This window comes from Amycolatopsis australiensis (genome assembly GCF_900119165.1).
GTDB classification, from domain to species: domain Bacteria; phylum Actinomycetota; class Actinomycetes; order Mycobacteriales; family Pseudonocardiaceae; genus Amycolatopsis; species Amycolatopsis australiensis.
This window is the reverse complement of the sequence record NZ_FPJG01000006.1, coordinates 232,632-253,735: the sequence shown is the minus strand read 5'-3', so window position 1 is coordinate 253,735 and position 21,104 is coordinate 232,632. Positions and strand designations below refer to the sequence as shown.

At 72.8% G+C, this 21,104-nt stretch carries 18 protein-coding genes; 12 read left to right on the top strand and 6 right to left on the bottom strand.

The annotated features are described in order from the left end of the window. Positions 1-138 precede the first annotated feature (138 nt). The 3 genes from BT341_RS02235 to BT341_RS02225 form a co-directional block, all read right to left on the bottom strand. A complete protein-coding gene (locus tag BT341_RS02235) occupies positions 139-453 on the bottom strand; it encodes a hypothetical protein (RefSeq protein ID WP_072474680.1) in 315 nt (104 codons plus the stop codon). A gap of 64 nt (positions 454-517) precedes the next feature. Then, the gene (locus BT341_RS02230) at positions 518-814 is read right to left on the bottom strand and encodes a chorismate mutase (RefSeq protein WP_072474679.1); all 297 of its coding nucleotides are present in this window, start codon (positions 812-814) and stop codon (positions 518-520) included. Positions 815-976: 162 nt separating this feature from the next. After that, positions 977-1,402, bottom strand: coding sequence for a DUF1707 SHOCT-like domain-containing protein (locus BT341_RS02225; protein WP_072474678.1), 426 nt, complete (start codon positions 1,400-1,402; stop codon positions 977-979). Positions 1,403-1,558: 156 nt separating this feature from the next. Between BT341_RS02225 and pcrA the strand changes: the two genes are divergently transcribed. After that, on the top strand, positions 1,559-3,973 hold the full coding sequence (gene pcrA, locus BT341_RS02220; RefSeq protein ID WP_072474677.1) for a DNA helicase PcrA: 2,415 nt from the start codon (positions 1,559-1,561) through the stop codon (positions 3,971-3,973). A gap of 1,352 nt (positions 3,974-5,325) precedes the next feature. Here the strand turns inward: pcrA and BT341_RS02215 are convergent. After that, a complete protein-coding gene (locus BT341_RS02215; protein ID WP_072474676.1) occupies positions 5,326-6,006 on the bottom strand; it encodes a M23 family metallopeptidase in 681 nt (226 codons plus the stop codon). Between the two features lie 733 nt (positions 6,007-6,739). On the opposite strand from BT341_RS02215, the gene BT341_RS02210 reads away from it, so the two are divergent. The 9 genes from BT341_RS02210 (at position 6,740) to BT341_RS02170 (ending at position 16,821) form a co-directional block, all read left to right on the top strand. Then, positions 6,740-8,560: a hypothetical protein gene (locus BT341_RS02210; protein WP_072474675.1), complete on the top strand. Its 1,821-nt coding sequence runs from the start codon at positions 6,740-6,742 to the stop codon at positions 8,558-8,560. After that, positions 8,550-8,864 carry a hypothetical protein gene (locus BT341_RS02205; RefSeq protein ID WP_072474674.1) on the top strand — a complete coding sequence of 105 codons (315 nt, stop codon included), beginning with the start codon at positions 8,550-8,552 and terminating at the stop codon, positions 8,862-8,864. The genes BT341_RS02210 and BT341_RS02205 overlap by 11 nt, the downstream gene beginning before the upstream one ends. 117 nt (positions 8,865-8,981) lie before the next feature. Beyond that, on the top strand, positions 8,982-10,151 hold the full coding sequence (gene sucC / locus BT341_RS02200) for an ADP-forming succinate--CoA ligase subunit beta (protein WP_072474673.1): 1,170 nt from the start codon (positions 8,982-8,984) through the stop codon (positions 10,149-10,151). A gap of 1 nt (position 10,152) precedes the next feature. Continuing rightward, on the top strand, positions 10,153-11,043 hold the full coding sequence (gene sucD / locus BT341_RS02195; protein ID WP_072474672.1) for a succinate--CoA ligase subunit alpha: 891 nt from the start codon (positions 10,153-10,155) through the stop codon (positions 11,041-11,043). Between the two features lie 207 nt (positions 11,044-11,250). Continuing rightward, positions 11,251-12,033, top strand: a complete 783-nt coding sequence (locus tag BT341_RS02190) for a DUF5336 domain-containing protein (protein WP_072474671.1) — start codon at positions 11,251-11,253, stop codon at positions 12,031-12,033. Between the two features lie 142 nt (positions 12,034-12,175). Then, entirely contained in the window at positions 12,176-13,681 is a 1,506-nt protein-coding gene (locus BT341_RS02185; RefSeq protein WP_072474670.1) for a cell division protein PerM, read from the top strand. Positions 13,682-13,758: 77 nt separating this feature from the next. Further along, the gene (gene purN, locus BT341_RS02180) at positions 13,759-14,376 is read left to right on the top strand and encodes a phosphoribosylglycinamide formyltransferase (protein WP_072474669.1); all 618 of its coding nucleotides are present in this window, start codon (positions 13,759-13,761) and stop codon (positions 14,374-14,376) included. Further along, entirely contained in the window at positions 14,366-15,925 is a 1,560-nt protein-coding gene (gene purH / locus BT341_RS02175; protein ID WP_072474668.1) for a bifunctional phosphoribosylaminoimidazolecarboxamide formyltransferase/IMP cyclohydrolase, read from the top strand. The genes purN and purH overlap by 11 nt, the downstream gene beginning before the upstream one ends. Positions 15,926-16,044: 119 nt before the next feature. Next, entirely contained in the window at positions 16,045-16,821 is a 777-nt protein-coding gene (locus BT341_RS02170; RefSeq protein WP_072474667.1) for a hypothetical protein, read from the top strand. Here the strand turns inward: BT341_RS02170 and BT341_RS02165 are convergent. Together BT341_RS02165 and BT341_RS02160 are read right to left on the bottom strand one after the other, a co-directional pair. Next, positions 16,818-17,567: a hypothetical protein gene (locus tag BT341_RS02165; protein ID WP_072481740.1), complete on the bottom strand. Its 750-nt coding sequence runs from the start codon at positions 17,565-17,567 to the stop codon at positions 16,818-16,820. The genes BT341_RS02170 and BT341_RS02165 overlap by 4 nt on opposite strands. A gap of 46 nt (positions 17,568-17,613) precedes the next feature. After that, a complete protein-coding gene (locus tag BT341_RS02160; protein WP_072474666.1) occupies positions 17,614-18,102 on the bottom strand; it encodes a GNAT family N-acetyltransferase in 489 nt (162 codons plus the stop codon). Between the two features lie 216 nt (positions 18,103-18,318). On the opposite strand from BT341_RS02160, the gene BT341_RS02155 reads away from it, so the two are divergent. Then, positions 18,319-19,026 carry a hypothetical protein gene (locus tag BT341_RS02155; RefSeq protein WP_072474665.1) on the top strand — a complete coding sequence of 236 codons (708 nt, stop codon included), beginning with the start codon at positions 18,319-18,321 and terminating at the stop codon, positions 19,024-19,026. 469 nt (positions 19,027-19,495) lie between these two features. Next, positions 19,496-21,103: a DNA polymerase Y family protein gene (locus tag BT341_RS02150; protein ID WP_483860496.1), complete on the top strand. Its 1,608-nt coding sequence runs from the start codon at positions 19,496-19,498 to the stop codon at positions 21,101-21,103. Position 21,104 lies beyond the last annotated feature (1 nt).

The following is a 21,104-nucleotide window of genomic DNA, read 5'->3' as shown; positions in this document are numbered from 1 at the left end:
CAGACGCAAGGGTCCTCACGGCGTCAACCCTAGGAGCATTCGGCGGAGAAAGTCGCCTCCAAACCTGCAAGTTGCACAGGTTTCACTCGGTCGGGCGCGACCGGGCGGGGGAAGGTGACGCTGCGAAGTCGCCGGGACTCAGCCACCCGTGCGGTAGCGGTCCCGAGTGGACTGCAGCGCCTTCGTCGCCACCACACCGCTTCCCGCCGCGACGATGATCGCGACGACGTCGAGCGCCGGGCCGCCCGCGGTGAGCAGCCACGCGAACAGCGACGCGGCGGTGGTGCCGCCGGCGACGGCCCACCGGCTGCGGACGTACTGCGCGACGGGAGCACCGCCCGCCCGCTTGCCCGCCGCGTTGTTCAGCAGCGCCAGGTATCCCACGTGGCCCAGCGCGGCCAGCACGCTGGCGAGCGCGACGATGACGGCGATGAGGTTGACGAGCCAGTCCATGGGTCCAGTCTGCCCGCAGCCGGGCCGCCGGTGCCTCCGGGAAGTCCCCGAGTTGGGCCGATCGTTACCGGCCGAGCCTGCCGCGCCCGAGGTTGAGCAGCGCCATGGCCAGCTGCCTGCCTTCCGGGCCCAGCTCGCGGTAGCGGGCGAGCACGTCCATCTCGCGGTTGTAGACGATCCGCGTGCCGCCGGCGGCCATCCGCGCGGCCCCGATCGTCTTGGACACCTCGATCCGGCGTTTCACCAGCCGGAGGATCTCCTTGTCCAGCCAGTCGATCTCCTGCCGGAGCGACGCGATGTCGTCCCCGGCGGGGGTGTGCTCGGCGGGCTGGCCGTCGGCGTTCGTCGCTTGTGCGTTCATCGGGACCTCTCCCTCGATGCCCGGACCCGGCCCCAGGGACGGCGACAGCCCCGGGTCCGTGGACTCCGGGGCTGGCGGTGATGGCGGTTCGGGCACTACGCGATCACGGGAGCCGGAGTCCGGGTCCCGTAAAAAAATCGCTCCGCGTGGTGCCGCACGCCTTCAGTATGGCACAGGCGCGCCGGGGCGCTCCCGGACCGAGCGCATCCCCGCATGAACCAAGAGGCTGACGGCGAGCCAGAACATCGGGAAGGCCGGCCAGAAGAACCCGGCGCCGAGCACCGCCCAGCGGACGATCGCCACCACCGAGATCACCACGACCACGGCGAGGTGCAGGCGCAGCGCGGGGTGCCGGCGCAACGCGGCGAGGGTGAGCGGGAAGCCGGGGCGGGCCGGCGCGGGCCGCGGCAGGTCGGCGGTGAGCGCGGTGAGCTCGTCGGTGAACTTCGCGGCGTAGACGCGGGTGAGGCGCTCTTCGACCTCTTCGAGGGTCAGCCGGCCTTCGGAACCGGCGGTCTGGACGGTGGTGGCGACGCGTTCGCGGTCGGCGTCGGCGGCCCGGATGCGGGCGGTGCGGTTGTCTTCCATGTCCGTCGATGCTCCGCGCGGCGACCCCGCCGCGCGTCGGACGGCAGGCGACATCCGCCGCTACGCCCGGCGCGGTACCCCGCCGCCGCCACGCCGGATCGCCGCGTCGGCAGGCTGTGCCGGAGCCCCGCCCGCCCGGGGTAGCGTGGACAGGCGATGGACACCCTCTTCGATCTCCCCGCCGAGACCCCTGTGCGCAAGCCCGCCGCCGGCGGGCAGGCCGAGCTGCTCGACGACCTGAACCCCGCCCAGCGCGAAGCCGTCACTCACGCCGGTGGCCCGCTGCTGGTGGTGGCGGGCGCGGGATCGGGCAAGACCCGGGTGCTGACCCGCCGGATCGCCTACCTGCTCGCGGAACGCCGCGTGCACCCTGGCGAGATCATGGCGATCACGTTCACCAACAAGGCGGCCGCGGAGATGCGCGAGCGGGTCGCCGCGCTCGTCGGCCGTCGCGCGAACGCGATGTGGGTGTCGACGTTCCACTCGATGTGCGTGCGGATCCTGCGCCGCGAAGCCAAGACGCTGGAGATGTCGTCGAACTTCTCCATCTACGACTCGGACGACACGAAGCGGCTCATCACGCTCGTGGCGCGGGACCTCGACATCGACCCGAAGCGGTACGCGGCGCGCACGCTGGCCGTGCACATCTCGAACCTGAAGAACGAGCTGACCGACCCGGAGACCGCGGCGGCGAACGCGGCCAACGACCTGGAGCGCCGCGTCGCCGAGGTCTACGCCGAGTACCAGCGGCGGCTGGCGCTGGCCAACGCGTTCGACTTCGACGACCTCATCATGCGCACGGTGTCGCTGCTGCAGGCGTTCCCGGACGTCGCCGAGTACTACCGGCGGCGGTTCCGCCACGTGCTGGTCGACGAGTACCAGGACACGAACCACGCGCAGTACACCCTGGTGCGCGAGCTCGCCGGGACCGCGCCGGACGAGGCGGGCGTCCCGCCGGCCGAGCTGGTCGTCGTGGGTGACGCGGACCAGTCGATCTACGCCTTCCGCGGCGCGACGATCCGCAACATCGAGGAGTTCGAGCGGGACTTCCCGAACGCGCACACCATCCTGCTGGAGCAGAACTACCGGTCGACGCAGACGATCCTGTCCGCGGCCAACGCCGTCATCGAGCGGAACCCGAACCGGCGCGCGAAGCGGCTGTGGACCGACTCGGGTGACGGCGAGAAGATCGTCGGCTACGTCGCGGACAACGACCACGACGAAGCCGCGTTCGTCGCGGGCGAAATCGACGCGCTGGCCGAGAAGGGCGAGGCCGACTACTCCGACGTCGCCGTCTTCTACCGGACCAACAACCAGTCCCGCGTCTTCGAAGAGATCTTCATCCGGCTCGGCCTGCCGTACAAGGTTGTCGGCGGCGTGCGGTTCTACGAGCGCCGCGAGGTCCGCGACATGATCGCGTACCTGCGCGTGCTGGCGAACCCGGAGGACACGGTCAGCCTGCGGCGCGTGCTGAACGTGCCCAAGCGCGGCATCGGCGACCGCGCGGAAGCCGTCGTGGCGACGCACGCCGAGCGCGAGCGGATCTCGTTCGCCCAGGCGTTGCGCGACGCCGTCGAGGGCAAGGTGCCGCTGCTGAACCCGCGCTCGGTCAAGGCGATCGGCGGGTTCGTGGCGCTGCTCGACGAGCTGGGCGCGCTGGTCGACTCCGGTGCCGAGGTGCACGACGTGCTGGAGGCCGTGCTGGACAAGACCGGCTACCGTGTCGAGCTCGAGGAGTCGGAGGACCCGCAGGACCACACGCGCGTGGAGAACCTGGACGAGCTCGTCACGGTGGCGCGGGAGTTCACCGAGATCACCGCCGAGGTCGCCGCGGACGAGAACGCCGAGCTGGTCGTGGACCCGGGGGTGCCGGCGCCGGGGTCGCTGCCCGCGTTCCTGGAGCGCGTTTCGCTGGTCGCGGACGCCGATTCGGTGCCTTCGCCCGACGGCGGCGACGAAGGTGACGGCGGCGCGGGCGTGGTCACGCTGATGACCGTGCACACCGCGAAGGGCCTGGAGTACCCGGTGGTGTTCTGCACCGGCTGGGAGGACGGCGTCTTCCCGCACATGCGGGCGCTGGGCGACCCGACGGAGCTGGCCGAGGAACGGCGGCTGGCGTACGTCGCGATCACGCGGGCGCGGAAGCGCCTGTACGTCTCGCGGGCGATCACGCGGTCGGCCTGGGGCCAGCCGTCGATGAACCCGGCTTCGCGGTTCCTGGACGAGCTGCCGCCGGACCTCGTCGACTGGCGGCGGCTGGAGCCGTCCAGCCCGGGATTCGGCTTCGGGTCCGGTTCCCGCGGGACTCCGCGGGCGGCCACCACGTGGGGCGGCCGCCGGTCTTCTTCGCCGTCTTCGTCCTCCGGGACGCCGTCGTTCGGCAAGGGCTGGAAGGACACGGTGGCGCTGAAGCTGGACGTCGGCGACCGCGTCAGCCACGACAAGTACGGCCTGGGCACGGTCATCTCGTGCGACGGCGTGGGTCCGCGCGCGACGGCGACGATCGACTTCGGCGCGGCGGGCAAGGTCCGCCTGATGCTCATCGGCAGCGTGCCGATGGTGAAGCTCTGACACCCGTCCGAGTGAACCCGGCGCCGATCCCGGCGATCGCCCCCGAAATCGTCGTACCCCGCCGGTAGAACTGACCCCGTCATCGAACACAAGTTCGACGGAGGGGGTAGTGTGGTGTGGACCCGGTGCTGTTTGGCCTGCTGGCCGAAGGGGTACAGAAATACCTGCGAGGAGTCCTGGGGACTGCGGTTCCCGATCGGGGTCGGGAGCCTTCGGGGGCTTCGGGAAGCTCTTCGCGTGCGGGAGCGGAGGCGTGCCGGCTGGCTGCCGCCTGGCGAGCGCTGCTCAAGCAGCACGAGCTGGGAGCGGACGGCCGATGTGTCACCTGCGGCCGGGGACGCCGCTGGACGACACGTCGTGCCGCGCGTGTCCGCTCCGCGACGGAGCTGTGCACGGTGTGGCAGATCGCGGTGGCGTACTTCATCCGCCGGTTGCCGGGCGGGCAACGATAGGCGGTTCCCCGCGCTGAGGCGGCTTGTGACGGCCTGGGCGGCCGGGGTGGGGTTCCGGTGGCCGAGGGCGGGTTTCGGGCGCCCAGGGGAGTCCGCGGGCGAAGATCACCCGAAGCGGGAGTTTGCCGATTGGCCCTGGCGGCGATCTCTCAGTTCGTGACGGGTTTCAGCGCGAGAGCGGTTCGGCCGCCGGGCAAGCGTCCCCCAGGAGGCGGGGAGCTGGCTGGAGCGTGCCGTCACCCGCGGATTCGGCCGGAGGGGGCGTTCGCCCGGAGTGGGTTGTCGCGCCGGGAAACGGCTCAGTCGGAGCGGACTGGTGCCCGGTGGCGTGGCCCTCGCTGGGGCGGGCGTTCTCCCGGCGGCGGGGTCTCGGCGGCCGCGGGTGTTCGCGCGGGGTGGTTTGTCTCGCTGCGGCGGGGCTCCGGTCGGCGGGCGTACCCAGCGCCGCGTGTTCAGTCAGCTCGGGTGTTCGCGCGGGGTGGTTTGTCTTGCTACGGCGGGGCTTCGTCCGGCGGGCGTTCCAGTGGCGCGTGTTCAGCCAGTCGGGTGTTCGCACGGGGAGGCGTGTCTCGCTGCGGCGGGGCTCCGGCCAGCAGGCGTTCCGAACGGCGCGTGCTCGGTCGGCGCGGGTGTTCGCGCGGGGTGGTTTGTCTCGCTGCGGCGGGGCTCCGGCCAGCAGGCGTTCCGAACGGCGTGTGTTCAGCCGACTCGGGGTGCTCGCCCGGGGCGAGGCTCACCTGCGGCGGAACCTCGATCGCACCGGGTGTTCCCGAGCGGCGGGTGCTCAACCGGCACCGGTGTTCGCCGTGCCGAGGGTCGGCGTCGGCCCTCGGCGGCGAAACAGCGCTCTGTGGCCGGTTTCCCCGCGCGCTCAGCACGCGAGGGGGCGTCGTGAACGGGTCAGATGACGATGCCGCGCGCGGCCAGCCACGGCCGGGGGTCGATCTTCTTCGTGCCGTTCTGCCACACCTCGAAGTGCAGGTGCGGGCCGGTGCTCTGGCCGCGGTTGCCGATCTCCGCGATCTGCTCGCCGCACTTGACCTTCTGCCCCTCCTTCACGGAGAAGCTGTTCATGTGGCCGTAGACCTGGATCGTGCCGTCGTCGAGCTGGATGCGGACCCACAGGCCGAAGCCGCTCGCCGGGCCGGCCTCGATCACCGTGCCGTCGGAGGCCGCGTAGATCGGGGTGCCGATCGCGTTGGCGATGTCGATACCCAGGTGGCTCGTGCCCCACCGGGCGCCGAAGCCCGACGTGAACGTCCCGTGAGCCGGGAGGCAGGTCTTGGGGCGAGAGGCTTCTTCGGCGGCCTTCTTCGCGGCGTCGGCTTCGCGCTGCTCACGCGCCTGCGTGACGGAGGCGCTGTCGGAGAGCTTCGCGGCCTCGGCGGAGGCGTCGACGGTGTGGCCGGTCGGCAGGAGCTCGGGGGCACCCCCGGAGCCCGCACCTCCCGCGGTCAGGGACGCGCTGGCGTCCTGGCTGTTGGCCAGCGGCGTCACGGCCGCGTCGGAGTCGGTGACCGTCTTGAGTGTCTGGCCCGCTGCTGCGGCGGCGAACGCTCCGGCCGCCACCGCGGCGACCACGACACGGCCACAAAGGGCCGAGGAGGGCGGGGCGATGCGGTGCGCACCCCGGACACGGACGACTGCACCTTCCAGTGCGTCCTTCAGTGCCGGGGAAGGAGCTTGGCCGCCGGGGGAGCGGTGTGAAGCCAAGACAGAGCCTTCCATCGTCGGGGAGCCGGGTCTGAGGACTGCGGGCGGGGGAACCCGGTGAGCCAACCTCGGGGGCGGTTCGCTCGGCGTCCTACTTCGTGACCTGACTGTAATGGGGACCGGGGGACAGTAACGAAGGGGCACCTCTCTAGGCAAGATCTGCCCCCGGCGTCGGCCGATCGGGTGGCGTCGATCAGCCGCCGACCTGTGTCGATTACCGAAAGTCAGAGGGGGTTTACGACGTTGGTTGTGACTTGCCTTACAGCTCTTGCGCTCTGTTGGAGGCTGCCTGAGGGCCGTGGAGGCTCGAAACGGCCGGAATAAGGGTTTGCCAGCGGATGTTGACACCTTTTCGACGCCTCACGGGTCAGCGGAACCGGCCCTGTCAGGCGGAAAAGGCTGCTGCGAAGTCGAGGATGTGACGCCTGGGCCGACCGTTCGGCGACGCCTGCGAACCGTTCGGCGACTCATCGTCGGGCGGCAACGGTCAGCCGCGTGATATGTCCCGATCGTCCGATTACCGGGCACGGCCTCGCCGAGTCGGCGACTCGCGCCCCGCGAACGCGGCCACCCCAACCGGACCTTGCTAGCGTCGCGGGTAATGCCCCCACGTTCCGAGCACCCCGACGGGAGCACCCCCGGCTCCCCGCACGACCCCGCGGCCCCTCGCCCCGGCTCTCTGTCAGTACCCGAAGCCTGGGACGCCGACACGGACAGCCGCGAAACCAAGCTCGCCCTCGGCCTCGCCACGCTGGGCGCCGTCGCGCTGACCGCTGCCGCCCTCGTGCCCGTCTCTCCCGCCGCCGGGCCCGGGTTCCTCAGCTGGCCGTGGCTGGCGCTGCTCGCCCTCGCTCCCGTCGCCGTCGCCATCCAGGCCGCGCGGCGCCGGCCCCGGCTCGCCGCCGGGCTGCTTCTCGGCCTCGCCGCCCTCGCTCCCGGGCGCCTGCTGCTCGACCTGCAGTTCGCCGTCAACGGGCCGCTCACCATCCGGCCCGAGCTGTACCTGCCCGACCGCTTCCTCGGCAGCTCCTCGGTCGGCGCCGGGTTCTGGCTGCTCGTCGCCGGGCACGTCCTCACCGCGGCCGCCGGTGTCGCCGCCTGGCGCGCGACCCGCAGCGGCGAGGAACCCGAACGCCGGCGCTGGCGGCTGCTCGTCCCGCTGCTCGCCGTCGCCGCTTCGGTCGGGCTGCTCACCGAGCCCGTCGACTCCGACAACGGCTTCCTGCTCGCCCGCGCCGCCTTCGAAGGGCCCTGGCCCGCCCTCGGCGGTTACCTCCTGCTCGCCGCCGGGCTGCCGCTGGCCGCCGCCCTCGCCCTCGCCGCTCCGGACGAAGGCACCGCCCGTGGGGCTCTGGGCGGGCTGACCGCCGGGGCCTTCGCCGTCGCCGCGCCGCCCGTCCTCGCCGGGCTCTTCCGCGCGGACCTGCACGTCACCTGGGGGCCGGTCCTCGTCCTCGCGGCGACCGCCGTCATCGCCTGCCTCGCCGGGACGCGGCTGACCGAGCAGCCGAAAGACACCGAAGCCGACGTCAAGGTCCCCGGCCTGTTCTGGTGGCGGCTGACGACCGGGGTGCTCGGGCTCGCCACCGCCGTCGCGGCCGTCGTCGGCACCTTCGCGCCGCAGGTCGCCGTCACCGCGCTGAACCCCGGCGGCGCCGCGCCGGTCAGCGCCGCCGCCGACAGCCCCGCCCGGTGGTTCCTGCTCACCGCCGCGCTCGTCGTCGCCGTCCCCGCCGCCGGCACCCTCGTCCCGAAGACCGCGCCTTTCGCGCGGCCGGTGCTCGGGCTCGCCTGGGCCGGGATCGTCCTGGCCGGCACGGCCGTCCTCAACACCGCGCTCACCGCGACCCAGGCCGGCAACCTCGCCGGCTTCGGCGGCGCGGACCTCGGCGGGACGTCGGGCGCCACCCCCGCCTTCACCTACGACCTCGGCGCCGGCGCGGGCTGGACGTTCGCCGCGCTCGTCCTCGCCGCGCTGGTCGCGCTCGCCGCCGTCGGCACCGGCGTCGTCGAACGCGAAGACGCCGGGGACGGCGGCGAGCCGGACAAGAACTTGCTCACCCCCGTCGTCGCCGGCGCGGTGCTGGCCGTCGCCGCGTTCGGGCTGCCCGTCTTCAGCGTCCCCGGTTACGTCGCGCCCGGGCTCTGGTCGAACTTCGACACGCCTTCGTGGGGACTGCTGACCGCCGCCGTGGTCGTCGTCGGCGCGGCCCTGCTCGCGCTGCGCTCCCGGCCGCGACCGGGTGCGGCCCTGCTCACCGGCGCCGCCCTGCTCGTCGCGCTGCACGCCGCCGAGCTTCCGCTCGTCGGCGGCGCTCTCGGCGACGCGAGCCCGTCGGCCGGGTTCTGGGTCGCGCTCGCCGCCGTGGCCGCCTTGCTCGTCGCCGCGGGCATCTCGGCGAAAGACCGCCGTGCCGCGTGACCGCCCGCGGGTGCTCCTCGTCGAGTTCGCCCGTCCCGACCCGGCCGCCGTCGCGCTCGGCCGCGTCCTGCGTGACGAAGGCGTCGAGGTCGTCCACGCCGGACCCCTCGGCACCGCCGAGCAGATCCTGCGCACCGCCGAGCAGGAGGACCCGGACGCCGTCGGCGTGCTCGGCGCCGAACCACCCGATGGCCTGAAGCGCGCGCTGGGTGTCCGCGTCTTCACGACCGCCGGAGAAGCCGCGGAATGGCTCGCCGGTGGGCGGTCTCACACCGCTGAAGCACCGTCTGACCGCGCACGGTGACCGACTTCACCAGGTGCGGAGTCCCCTGCGTCTGCGCAGGTCGCTAACCTCGACTGGTCCGACAGCGCGGTCCGGCAACGGACCACCACAGTGGCGTGTCGTCAGGAGACTGGAGTAGTGGACCTCTACGAGTACCAGGCGAGGGATCTCTTCGCCGCCCACGGAGTACCGGTTCTGCCGGGCTCGGTGGCTAGCAACCCCGAAGAAGCCAAGGCCGCCGCGGAGCAGATCGGCACCCAGGTCGTCGTCAAGGCGCAGGTGAAGGTCGGCGGCCGGGGCAAGGCCGGTGGCGTCAAGCTGGCCCAGACGCCGGACGAGGCGAAGGAGAAGGCGGAAGCCATCCTCGGCCTCGACATCAAGGGCCACGTCACGCGTCGCGTGCTCGTGGCCGAAGCTTCGGACATCGCGTCCGAGTACTACTTCTCCTTCCTGCTGGACCGCGCGAACCGCACGTTCCTGGCGATGGCGTCCGCCGAGGGCGGCATGGAGATCGAGCAGCTCGCCGTCGAGCGCCCCGAGGCGCTCGCGAAGGTTCCCGTCGACGCGATCGCCGGCGTGGACAAGGCGAAGGCGCTCGAGATCCTGAAGGCCGGCAACTTCCCGGCCGAGATCATCGACGAAGCCGCCGACGTCGTCGTGAAGCTCTGGGAGACCTTCGTCTCCGAGGACGCGACCCTGGTCGAGGTCAACCCGCTGGTCCGCGACCCGCAGGACAAGATCATCGCCCTCGACGGCAAGGTCACCCTCGACGAGAACGCCTCCTTCCGCCAGCCGGGCCACGAGGCCCTGGTGGACAAGGAAGCCGAGAACCCCCTCGAAGCCAAGGCCAAGGCCAAGGACCTCAACTACGTCAAGCTCGACGGCGAGGTCGGCATCATCGGCAACGGCGCGGGCCTGGTCATGTCCACTTTGGACGTCGTGGCGTACGCGGGCGAGAAGCACGGCGGCGTGAAGCCGGCCAACTTCCTCGACATCGGCGGCGGCGCGTCGGCCGAGGTCATGGCGGCCGGCCTGGACGTCATCCTCAACGACACCGACGTGAAGAGCGTCTTCGTCAACGTCTTCGGCGGCATCACTGCCTGCGACGCGGTGGCGAACGGCATCGTCGAGGCCCTGAAGATCCTGGGCGACGAGGCCACCAAGCCGCTGGTCGTCCGCCTGGACGGCAACAACGTCGTGGAAGGCCGGAAGATCCTGGCCGACGCGAACCACCCGCTGGTCACCGTGGTGGACACAATGGACAACGCGGCCGACAAGGCTGCCGAGCTCGCCGCGGCAGGTGCGTGAGATGTCGATCTTCCTCAACGAGAACAGCAAGGTCATCGTCCAGGGGCTCACCGGCTCCGAGGGCATGAAGCACGCGACCAAGATGCTGAAGTCCGGCACGAACATCGTGGGCGGCGTCAACGCCCGCAAGGCCGGCCAGACGGTCACCATCGAGGGCAAGGACCTCACCGTGTTCGGCACGGTCGAGGAGGCCATCAAGGAGACCGGCGCCGACGTCTCGGTCATCTTCGTGCCGCCGAAGTTCGCCAAGGACGCGGTCATCGAGGCCATCGACGCCGAGATCCCGCTGGCCGTGGTGATCACCGAGGGCATCCCGGTGCACGACTCGGCCTACTTCTGGGCCCACGCCGTCGCCAAGGGCAACAAGACCCGGATCATCGGCCCGAACTGCCCCGGCGTGATCAGCCCGGGCAAGTCGAACGCCGGCATCATCCCGGCCGACATCACCGGCCCCGGCAACATCGGTCTCGTGTCGAAGTCCGGCACGCTGACCTACCAGATGATGTACGAGCTGCGGGACATCGGCTTCTCGACCGCGGTCGGCATCGGCGGTGACCCGATCATCGGCACCACGCACATCGACGCCCTCGAGGCGTTCGAGGCCGACCCCGAGACCAAGGTCATCGTGATGATCGGCGAGATCGGCGGCGACGCCGAAGAGCGCGCCGCGGCCTACATCAAGGAGAACGTGACGAAGCCGGTCGTCGGCTACGTCGCGGGCTTCACCGCGCCCGAGGGCAAGACCATGGGCCACGCGGGCGCCATCGTGTCGGGCTCCTCCGGCACGGCCGCCGCGAAGAAGGAGGCCCTCGAGGCCGCCGGCGTCAAGGTCGGCAAGACCCCGAGCGAGACCGCCGTCCTCGCGCGTGAGCTGTACAACAACCTCGGCTGACACCGGGACGTAATCGCTGGTGAGGCCGGGCACCCGAGGGGGTGCCCGGCCTCGTCGCGTTTCGGGACGAAACCTCCCGAGGTATTCACGCGTCTGGTGGGCTGGCGGCCTTCGAGTGCGCTAGCGTTCTGCGCACGCAAGCCGCCTCGTCTTCCCCGGGTGTCCTGGTACCCCGGAGTGCCGGTCGAACCGACAGGAGTGCATCCGATGACCTTCCCCAGCGGCGGGCCTGGCTACCCCCAGCAGGGTGGCGGCCAGCAGCCCCCCGGACCGCCGTCCAGTGGCTTCCCGGCGCAGCACCAGCCGCCGCACTCGCACCAGGCGCCCTCGGGTGCCGGCGCGAGCCTGCCGCAGAACCTGCCGCTGCTGCTCGCCCTCGTCGTCGCGGTCTTCGGCCTCGTCCAGTACTTCCTCGGCTTCTCCGACAGCGCCGACGTCGGCCTCGGCACGACGTTCCTGCTGGGCGGCGGCCTGCTCGCGGCGATGCACGCGCTGCCGAAGGGCCCGAAGACGCTGCCGTTCGCCGCGCTGTTCAGCGTCCTCGGCGCGCTCGACGTCCTCGACGCGCTGGTCGCGATGCAGACCTCGCCGGGCATCGTCACCGTCATCCTGATCCTCGGCATCCTGCAGATGCTCGTCGCGGTCGCCGCGCTGCTGCTCGACCAGGACGTGATCAAGCCGCCGGCGCCGAAGCCCGCCGCGCCCCAATACGGCGGCCAGTACGGCCAGCCGGGTCAGCCCGGCCAGCAGCAGTTCGGCCAGCCGGGGCCGCAGTTCGGCCAGCAGCCGGGCCCGGTCGCCTCGGCCGGGGAGCCATCGGCGCCGTTCTCGCAGCCGGGCCAGTACGGCTCGCCGAACCCGCCGTCGACCACGCCGCCGCCGGGACAGCAGGCCACGACGTACGCCCCGCAGCAGGGCCAGTTCTTCCAGCAGCCGCCGCCGTCGGACAACCCGGGCACGCCGCCCGGCGGGTTCGGCAAGACGAACTGACGAAGCCCGCGAGAACACCCGCTGTGACGCCGTGGCACAGCGGGTGTTTTGCACTCCGGGGTTACCCGACCGGGTGGGTTAGCTTCGCCACGTCCCTCCCCGGCGGCGTGCCTCACCCGGACGGAGCAGCGCGGATGTCAGGGTGCGGATCATGGAGCTGCTCACCGACGACCCCCGCCCGCCGGGTGAAGCGGTGGACGACCCCGAACCCGGCGCCGGACCCTCGCGCGCGGCGCGGGTGCGGGTGTTGCTCGCCGCCGCGCTCGGCCCGCTGGTCACCGGCTACGCCGCCGTCGCGGCCGTGCTGGCGCTGATCACGCTCACCGCCGAACGCGCCGTCTTCTCCGCCACCGGTGTGCTGCTCGCCGCCGGGCCCGGCTGGCTGGCCGCCCACCAGGTGCGTCTCGACCTCGGCGGTCACCCACTCGGTGTGCTGCCCGTGCTGCCGACGCTGGGCGCGCTCGTGCTGGCCGCGCGGACGGCGTCCGGCGCGGCCGCCCGCCTCGGCTGCCGGTCGCCCCGCGAAGCGCTGCCGGTGTTCGTCACGATCACCGGTGCGCACGCGCTGTGCGGGCTGGCCGTGGCGCTCGGCACGCGCGGCTCGGTGGCGACGGCGAGCCCGCTGGTCGCCTTCGCCGTGCCCGGCCTGCTCGCCGCGCTGGCCTCGGCCGCGGGCATCGTCCGGTGCTGCGGGCTGCCGGACGTCGTCGCCGAGCGCGTCGACCCGCTCGCCCTGCGCGGCCTGCGGGCCGGCGCGCTGGGGCTCGCGGTGCTGGTGGCCGTCGGGGCCGGCGTGTTCACGGTCGCGACCGCGGTGTCCTGGCGGACCGTCGCCGACATGTACGAGCCGGCGTTCGGCAGCAGCTTCGGGCTCTTCCTGCTTTCCGTGCTGTACCTGCCGAACGCCGTCACGGCCGCGCTGTCGTTCGTCACCGGCCCCGGCTTCTCGATCGGCGACCTGAACGTCGGGATGTTCGGGTACCGCGGCGGCGCGGTGCCCGGCGTCCCGCTGCTCGGCGGCCTGCCCGAGCACCACGCGGCGTGGTGGCCGGCGCTGCTCGCGCTGCCCGCGGCGACCGGCGTGCTGGTCGGCTGGTCGCTGCGCAAGGTCGACGCCGACCCGGCGCAGCGCATCCGCGCCGTCGCCGTGGCCGGCGCGGTGGTCGCGCTCGGTTGTGTCGCGCTGGGCTCGCTGTCGGGCGGACGGCTCGGCGACGGCCCGTTCGACCCGGTGAGCGTGCCGGTCGGGGTCGCGTCGGTCGTGGCGTTCTGCTGGATCGTCATCCCGGGGTCGTTCGTGGCGTTCTTCGCGGGCGAGCACGAGCCGCCTGCGCCACCCGAAGCGCTCGAGGACAACGAAGCGTTCCAGGACGCCGAAGAGGTCGATGCGGACGAAGCGGCCCAAGCCGTCGAGGAGATCGAAGCGTCCGAAGAGGACGAGGAGGCGCCCGAAGAACCCGGCGAAGACACGGAGTTCGAAGCGGAGGCCGACGCCGAGCTGGACCTCGAAGAACCCGTCCTTTCCGGTGAATCCGGCGTCGCCGAAGACCCGGCACCGCCACCCGGAAGTGTCGCCGAAGCGGACGAGGCTGTGACCGGAGGCACCGAGACCTGCGGCGACGTCGAGCCGGACGAGCCCGACCGTTAGGGTTGACGTGACCTGGTGAAGCGCCGTGCGCCCGGCTGCGCACCGCCCGCGGCAAGGAGCCCGCTCTGTCTCAACGGTTGGAGCTGCCCACCCCGGTGAAGCTCGTCGTGCTCGCGTCGGGCTCCGGCACTCTCCTGCAGGCGCTGCTGGACGCCACCGCGCGGTCGGGCTTCCCGGCCAAGGTCGTCGCCGTCGGGGCCGACCGCACCGGCATCGAAGCGCTGACCCGCGCCGAGCGCGTGAGCATCCCGTCGTTCACCGTCCGCGTCGCCGACCACCCCGACCGGGCCGCCTGGGACAAGGCGCTGACCGAGGCGGTCGCGGCCTACCAGCCCGACCTGGTCGTCTCCGCGGGCTTCATGAAGATCCTCGGCGAGCAGTTCCTCGGCCGGTTCACGGTGATCAACACGCATCCGGCGCTGCTCCCGTCCTTCCCCGGGATGCACGCGGTCCGCGACGCGCTCGAGGCCGGCGTCAAGGTCACCGGCTCGACCGTGCACTTCGCGGACGCCGGGGTCGACACCGGGCCGATCATCGCCCAGGAGGCGGTCGTCGTGGAGAGCGACGACACCGAAGACGTCCTGCACGAACGGATCAAGGCCGTCGAGCGCAGGCTGCTGGTGGAAACGATCGAGCGACTCGGCCGCGGTGGCTGCACCGTGGACGGACGAAAGGTGACATTTCGTGAGCACTGACCTGGGACGGCGCCCGGTCCGCCGGGCGCTGATCGGCGTCTCGGACAAGGCGGGCCTGCTGGACCTCGCGACCGGCCTGCACGCGGCCGGCGTCGAGATCGTCTCCACGGGCGGCACGGCGAAGGTCATCGCCGACGCCGGTGTCCCGGTCACGCCGGTCGAAGAGGTCACCGGCTTCCCCGAGTCGCTGGACGGCCGCGTGAAGACGCTGCACCCGCGCGTGCACGCCGGCCTGCTGGCCGACCAGGGCAACCCCGACCACGTCGAGCAGCTGCGCAAGCTCGGCATCGCGGCGTTCGACCTGCTGGTGGTGAACCTGTACCCGTTCGCGCAGACCGTCGCGTCCGGCGCGAGCCCCGAGGACTGCGTCGAGAACATCGACATCGGCGGTCCCGCGATGGTCCGCGCGGCGGCGAAGAACCACGGCAGTGTCGCGGTCGTCGTCGACCCGGCCCGCTACGGCTGGGTGCTGGAGCGCGTCGCCGGCGGCGGCTTCGACTTCGACGACCGCAAGCGGCTCGCGGCCCAGGCGTACGCCCACACGGCGGCGTACGACACGGCGGTGGCGTCGTGGTTCGCCAACGTCTACGCGCCCGCGGACGACTCCGGCTTCCCGGACTACCTCGGCGCGAGCTGGCAGCGTGGCGACGTCCTGCGCTACGGCGAGAACCCGCACCAGAAGGCCGCGCTGTACAAGAGCGACCGGCCCGGCTTGGCGCACGCCGAGCAGCTGCACGGCAAGGCCATGTCGTACAACAACTACGTCGACACCGACGCCGCGCGCCGCGCCGCGTTCGACTTCACCGAGCCCGCCGTCGCGATCATCAAGCACGCCAACCCGTGCGGCATCGCGGTCGGCGTGGACGTCGCCGAGGCGCATCGCAAGGCGCACGCGTGCGACCCGGTTTCGGCCTACGGCGGCGTCATCGCGACGAACCGGCCGGTCAGCCGCGAGGCGGCCGAGCAGATCGCCGAGGTCTTCACCGAGGTCGTGCTGGCGCCGGACTTCGACGCCGAGGCACTGGAGATCCTGCAGCGCAAGAAGAACATCCGGCTGCTGAAGCTGCCGGCGACCGACGCGTCGCCGGTGGAGTTCCGCCCGATCTCCGGTGGCGTGCTGGTGCAGACCGTCGACGCGATCGACGCGCCCGGTGACGACCCGGCGTCGTGGACGCTGGCCACCGGCACCCCGGCCGACGAGCGGACCCTGCGTGACCTGGAGTTCGCGTGGCGGTCGCTGCGCGCGGTGAAGTCGAACGCGATCCTGCTCGCCGCGGACGGCGCGACCGTCGGCGTCGGCATGGGCCAGGTCAACCGCGTCGACTCCTCGCGGCTCGCGGTGTCGCGGGCGGGGGACCGGGCCAAGGGCTCGGTCGGCGCGTCGGACGCGTACTTCCCGTTCCCCGACGGCCTGGAGGTGCTGGCCGAGGCCGGGGTGAGGGCGATCGTGCAGCCCGGCGGCTCGATCCGGGACCCCGAGGTGATCGCGGCCGCGGAGAAGGCCGGTGTCACGATGTACCTGACGGGGACGCGCCACTTCGCGCACTGAACCTTGTTCTGGTGAGGCCGCCGTGCCCCGCCCGCACACTGCCGACTACTGCAGAAACCATGCGGCGGCCGACGGCTGAACAAGGTTCACCAGACCCGCGCTTCGAGAGGGAGGGCTCGATGCAGCAGCCGCCGTACGGCCAAGGTCAGCCGGGGTACCCGGGCCCGCAGCCCGGGTACCCGCCGCCGCAACCCGGGTATCAGCCGCCGCAACCCGGGTATCAGCCGGCGGGCTACCCGCCACCGGGTTACCCGCCGGCCGGGTACGGCGCGCCGATGCCGCCGCCGAAGAAGAAGCGGACCGGGTTGATCCTGGGGGTCATCGGCGGCGTCGTCGTCCTGCTCGGCGCGGGCATCCCGCTTGGGATCTTCGCGAGCGACTACTTCGCGAGCACCGGCGCGGCGCCCGTGTCGTCACCACCGCCGGCCGAATGCCAGATCCCGGCGCCGGTGCTGGAGAAGGCCGGGTTCCCCAGCTTCGCGGGCAGCAACGACGGCGGCACGTCCGCCCCGGTCCCCGGGCTGAAGCAGGTCGGCTGCGGGTTCAAGCCGGGGCCGGACGAGAACGTCCGCGACGCGACCCTCAACGTCCGAGTCGTCGAGTACTCCGGCGAGAACGCCCTGAAGCAGGCGAAGGACAACTTCATGCCGACGCGGCCGGAGGTCGCGCCGACCGACGTGCCCGGCATCGGTGACAAGGCGGCCCTGGTCCGGCTGGTCACCAACAGCGCCTTCGGTGGCGCCGAGCTGCACGTGCTCAAGGGCACGAACGTGGTGACGGTCGAGGTGTCCGGCTGGGACAAGGGCTTCTTCTCGAATTCGCCGATGCCGCAGCAGGAAGTCGACGAAGCCGTGAAGGCCGTTGGTGCGGAGGTCGTCAAGAAGCTGCCGCGCTAGGCGGGCGCGGGCAGCGTCCGGCAGAGCGCGACGGGGAACTTCGGCTCGGCGGCCCGGATTTCCCCGCACCCGGCGGACTTCACCTGCGTGACCGACGTCCAGCCGGCGTCGGCCCAGCGGAAGACCGCGCGGGTGGCCGGCCCGGTCCGGAGCGCGGGCAGGTCGAGGACCAGCCAGTCCGGGTCGCAGGCGCGGGTGGTGCCCGCGTTGTCGGCGGCCGTCGCGGACGCCGCCGCGCCGATCCACGCCGGATCGCAGTGATCGGCGGGCGGGGCGCAGGTGCCCCGCGGCGCGCAGTGGCCCCAGCCGGCACCGAGCCGGTGCCAGGCGTTCCCGTTGTCGCCGTTGAGGATCACCGTGCGGTCCGCGAGCGGCGTCGCCGTGGTCAGCCGCAGCTCCGCGGGCACCTTGTCCTGGCAGCCGCCCGCCGCCGGCCGGGTCGAGTAGACGACGTCGGCGCGGACGTCGGTCTTCGTCTCCACGACCTGTTCGATCCGCGGCTCGCGGACGCAGCCCGGGTCCCGGCCGGGCAGCGCGACCTGCACGAACAGGCTGAGGTCGTCCGGACCCGGCCGGATCCCGGTGACGTCGGCGCGGAAGGAGCGCCATTCGGCGCCGATCGTCGTCGGCGCGGGAGCCACGGCCTTGGCACCGGGCACCCCGTCGCCCGAGGTGACCACGACGGCCAGCACCGCACCCGCCGCGACCACCGCTCCGGCGAACCACAGAACCGGCCGTTTGGTCATCGCCACCCCCGAGAAGTCCACCGGAAATCTAGCCGACGCCGCAGCGTCAGGCGGGCGGACCGGTTTTCTCGCGCTGGGTGACGGGTTTCTCCAGGTACACGGCGCCGCGGATGTGCCCGCCCGCCGCGGCCGCGTCGGTGAGCCGGTAGCCGGCCCGCTGGTAGAGCGTGATGTTGCGGGTGCTGCGGGCGCCGGTGAACAGAGCGAACCGGCGGGCCTCGGCGGGAGCCTGCGCTTCGGCGTGCTCGAGCAGGCGGCGGCCCAGCCCGCGTCCGGCGAGGTCCGGGGCGACCATCAGCCTGCCCAGTTCCCAGCGGTCACCGTCGAGGCGGGCGCGGACGGCGCCGACCAGCCGGTGCCCGTCGCGCAGGACCCAGACCGACCACGTCTTCGTCCAGTCGCGGACTTCTTCGAGGGTTTCGTGCAGCGCGGGGATGTCCAGGGTGTCGTTGAGGATGGCCTCCTGGACCCAGCAGCAGCGTTGCAGGACGAGCAGTTCCGGACAGTCTTCGGGCCGGCCTTCGGTGAGCTCCACGGGGCCTGTCTAGCGATCATGCCGCGGCCGAGGCAACTGCATTACGGACACTCCTGTGGGTGACTTGACAGGTCTTGGGGTTCACGGTTGACTTGATTACGTCGAACACGTGTTCGACATGGAACCGCCGCCTTCCCCGCGGCGAACCAGTGCCGGCGGTCGTGTTTTGGGAGAGGCCCGATCGCCGGCCTAGTCCGTGGTGGGGAGGTGCGTGCGGTGACCGCTGTGGTGGAGCCGCCGGTGGCCCGGCTGGCGGCCCTGCCCGGGGTGAGCACGGCGAGCCGGGTGGCAGCCCAGGCCGAGCGGGCCCGCGCGACGGGAAGGGTGCTTCGGGTCGCCCCGGCGCTGGCCGGGCTGCTGCCCGGCGGCGGCCTCCGCCGGGGGAGCACGGTGGCGGTCCACGGGGCGACGTCACTGCTGCTCGCGCTGCTCGCCGAGGCCACGACGGCGGGCTCGTGGGCGGCCGTGGTCGGCATGCCGTCGCTGGGCCTGGCGGCGGCGGCCGAGTACGGCGTCGACCTCGACCGGCTGGCGCTGGTCCCGCGTCCGGGCGCGGAGCTGCCGCAGGTGGTCGCGGCGCTGCTCGACGGAGTGGACGTGGTGGCGGTCCAGGCGGAGACGGTCCAGGCAGCCGCGGCGCGGCGGCTGTCGGCCCGAGCCCGCCACCGCGGCGCGGTCCTGCTGACGTCGGGGCCGTGGCCGGGAGCGGACGTCGAGCTGTCGTGCCGGGTGGAGGCGTGGTCGGGGCTCGAGGAGGGCTACGGCCACCTCCGCGAGCGCCGGGTACGGGTCCGAGCCCACGGCCGCGGCTCGGCGGCCCGCCCCCGCACGGCGGACCTGCAGCTCCCGGGTCCGGCTGGCGCGCTTGCGGCGGGTGCGGCGGCTGCGCCGCGTCCGGTCGTGCGGGCGGAGGCGACAGCATGAGCGGTCTACTGTGGACTTGCGGAAGCTGGGCGTCCTGTCAAAGCGCCCACGAGGTCAACCGGCCGTTCCGATGGGCGAGCCGACCGGCTGGGCGTGCGGGCCGACCCTTCCGGTGCGTGAGCGGACTGGCTCGGTGCGCGAGCCGACCGTTCCGGTGCGGGAGGCGACCGTTCCGGTGCGCGAGCCGACTGGCTCAGTACGTGAGCCGACCGTTCCGGTGTCGGAGGCGACTGTTCCGGTGGGCGAGTCGACCGGCCGGGCCCGCGAGTCGACCCTTCCGGTGCGCGGGCCGACCCTTCGGGTGCGCGAGCCGCCCGGCTGGGTATGCGAGCCGACCATCCCGGTGCGCGAGCCGACCCGTCGCGCACGTGCGTCGTCCGCTTGCCCACGCGAGCCGGCTCGCCACTCACCCGCGTCGGCCTCTCCGCCGCACCGGTACCGCTCCCACCAGCCGCCGTGGGGTGGCCGCATGACCGTCCCCGCGCAGCGCGCCGCCTCCGATCTGCCCGCGCGGATGCTCGTCCTCTGGTGCCCCGACTGGCCCGTGGTCGCCGCCGCCGCGGTTGACGGGGTTTCCGTCACCGTGCCCGCTGCCGTCTTCAGTGCCAACCGTGTCGTCGCCAGCAACGCCCCTGCCCGGCGGAACGGCGTCCGGCGGGGCATGCGGCGGCGGGAAGCGCAGTCGAACTGTCCCGACCTCGCCGTCTTCGGCGCCGATGACGGCCGCGACGCGCGGCTCTTCGAAGCCGTCGCGCTGGCCGTCGAGGGGCTTGTCGTCGGGGTCGAGGTTGTCCGGCCCGGGCTCGTTGCCGTTCCCGTCTCCGGGGCCGCCGCGTACTTCGGCGGTGAACATGCCCTCGTCGAACGGCTCGTCGACGAGGTTTCGGCCGCCGCCGGCGTCGAATGCCAGGTCGGCGTCGCCGAAGGGCTTTTCGCCGCGACGCTCGCCGCCCGGCGTGGGGAGTTCGTCGAACCCGGGCGTGTCGCCGAGTTCCTCGCTCCGCTGCCGATCACCGAACTCGACCAGCCCGGCGCCGACCGCGCGGAACTCGTCGACCTCCTGCGCCGGCTCGGCCTGCGGACGCTCGGCGCCTTCGCGGACCTGCCCGAACGCGACGTCGTCACCCGGTTCGGCACTCCGGGGCTGCTCGCGCACCGGCTGGCACGGGGACGCTCCGAACGTCCGCCGCTGCGCCGCAGCCCGCCGCCGGAGCTGACGGTGACCGAGGAGTTCGACCCGGTCGTCGAGCGGGTCGACGTCGCGGCCTTCCTCGCCAAGGGCCTCGCCACGCGGTTCTGCGCGGGTCTCGCCGGCCACGGCCTGGCCTGCACCCGGCTCGGCATCTACGCGGTCACCGAAGACGGTGAACACCTCGGCCGCGCGTGGCGGTGCGCGGAACCGCTGACACCCGCCGGCGTCGCCGACCGCCTGCGCTGGCAGTTCGAAGGCTGGCTGCGCGCCGCACCGGGCCGGCGTCCGACGTCCGGCGTCGTGCGGCTGCGGCTGGAACCCGAGGAGACCGTCGAGGGCCGTTCGCTGCAGCTCGACCTGTGGCGCAACGGCCGCTCCGACGAGGACGACGAACGCGCGGCGCGAGCGTTCGTGCGCGTCCAGGGCCTGCTCGGGCCGGAAGGCGTGCTGACGCCACTGCTCGACGGCGGCCGCGACCCGGCGGGCCGGGTCCGCCTGGTGCCCTGGGGCGACCCGCGCGAACGGACGACACCGGCGGACGCGACGTGGCCGGGGCGCCTGCCGGCTCCGTCCCCGGCGACGGTCCTGGACCGCCCGGTACCCGCGCAGGTCGTCGACGCCGAGGGCAGGCCGGTGGGCGTCACCGAACGCGACCAGCTGACGGCGACCCCGCGCGGGCTGAGCATCACCGGCGGGCCGCCTCGCGCGGTCGTGGGCTGGGCGGGGCCGTGGCCGCTGGCGGGCGACCGCCGAAGACCGGGCCCGCGACGCGCGCGGGTGCAGCTGCTGGTCGCCGGCGAGGCGGACGACCCGCCGGAAGCGGTGCTGGTGCACTGCGCGGGCACGGAAAATCCACTGTGGACGGTCGAGGGAGTGTACGACTGAG

Excerpts from the sequence above, each read along its gene's own strand:
- BT341_RS02235 (WP_072474680.1), bottom strand. The coding sequence starts at position 453 with ATGGACTGGCTCGTCAACCTCATCGCCGTCATCGTCGCGCTCGCCAGC.
- BT341_RS02230 (WP_072474679.1), bottom strand. The coding sequence starts at position 814 with ATGAACGCACAAGCGACGAACGCCGACGGCCAGCCCGCCGAGCACACC.
- BT341_RS02225 (WP_072474678.1), bottom strand. The coding sequence starts at position 1,402 with ATGGAAGACAACCGCACCGCCCGCATCCGGGCCGCCGACGCCGACCGC.
- pcrA (WP_072474677.1), top strand. The coding sequence starts at position 1,559 with ATGGACACCCTCTTCGATCTCCCCGCCGAGACCCCTGTGCGCAAGCCC.
- BT341_RS02210 (WP_072474675.1), top strand. The coding sequence starts at position 6,740 with ATGCCCCCACGTTCCGAGCACCCCGACGGGAGCACCCCCGGCTCCCCG.
- sucD (WP_072474672.1), top strand. The coding sequence starts at position 10,153 with ATGTCGATCTTCCTCAACGAGAACAGCAAGGTCATCGTCCAGGGGCTC.
- BT341_RS02190 (WP_072474671.1), top strand. The coding sequence starts at position 11,251 with ATGACCTTCCCCAGCGGCGGGCCTGGCTACCCCCAGCAGGGTGGCGGC.
- BT341_RS02170 (WP_072474667.1), top strand. The coding sequence starts at position 16,045 with ATGCAGCAGCCGCCGTACGGCCAAGGTCAGCCGGGGTACCCGGGCCCG.
- BT341_RS02165 (WP_072481740.1), bottom strand. The coding sequence starts at position 17,567 with ATGACCAAACGGCCGGTTCTGTGGTTCGCCGGAGCGGTGGTCGCGGCG.
- BT341_RS02150 (WP_483860496.1), top strand. The coding sequence starts at position 19,496 with ATGACCGTCCCCGCGCAGCGCGCCGCCTCCGATCTGCCCGCGCGGATG.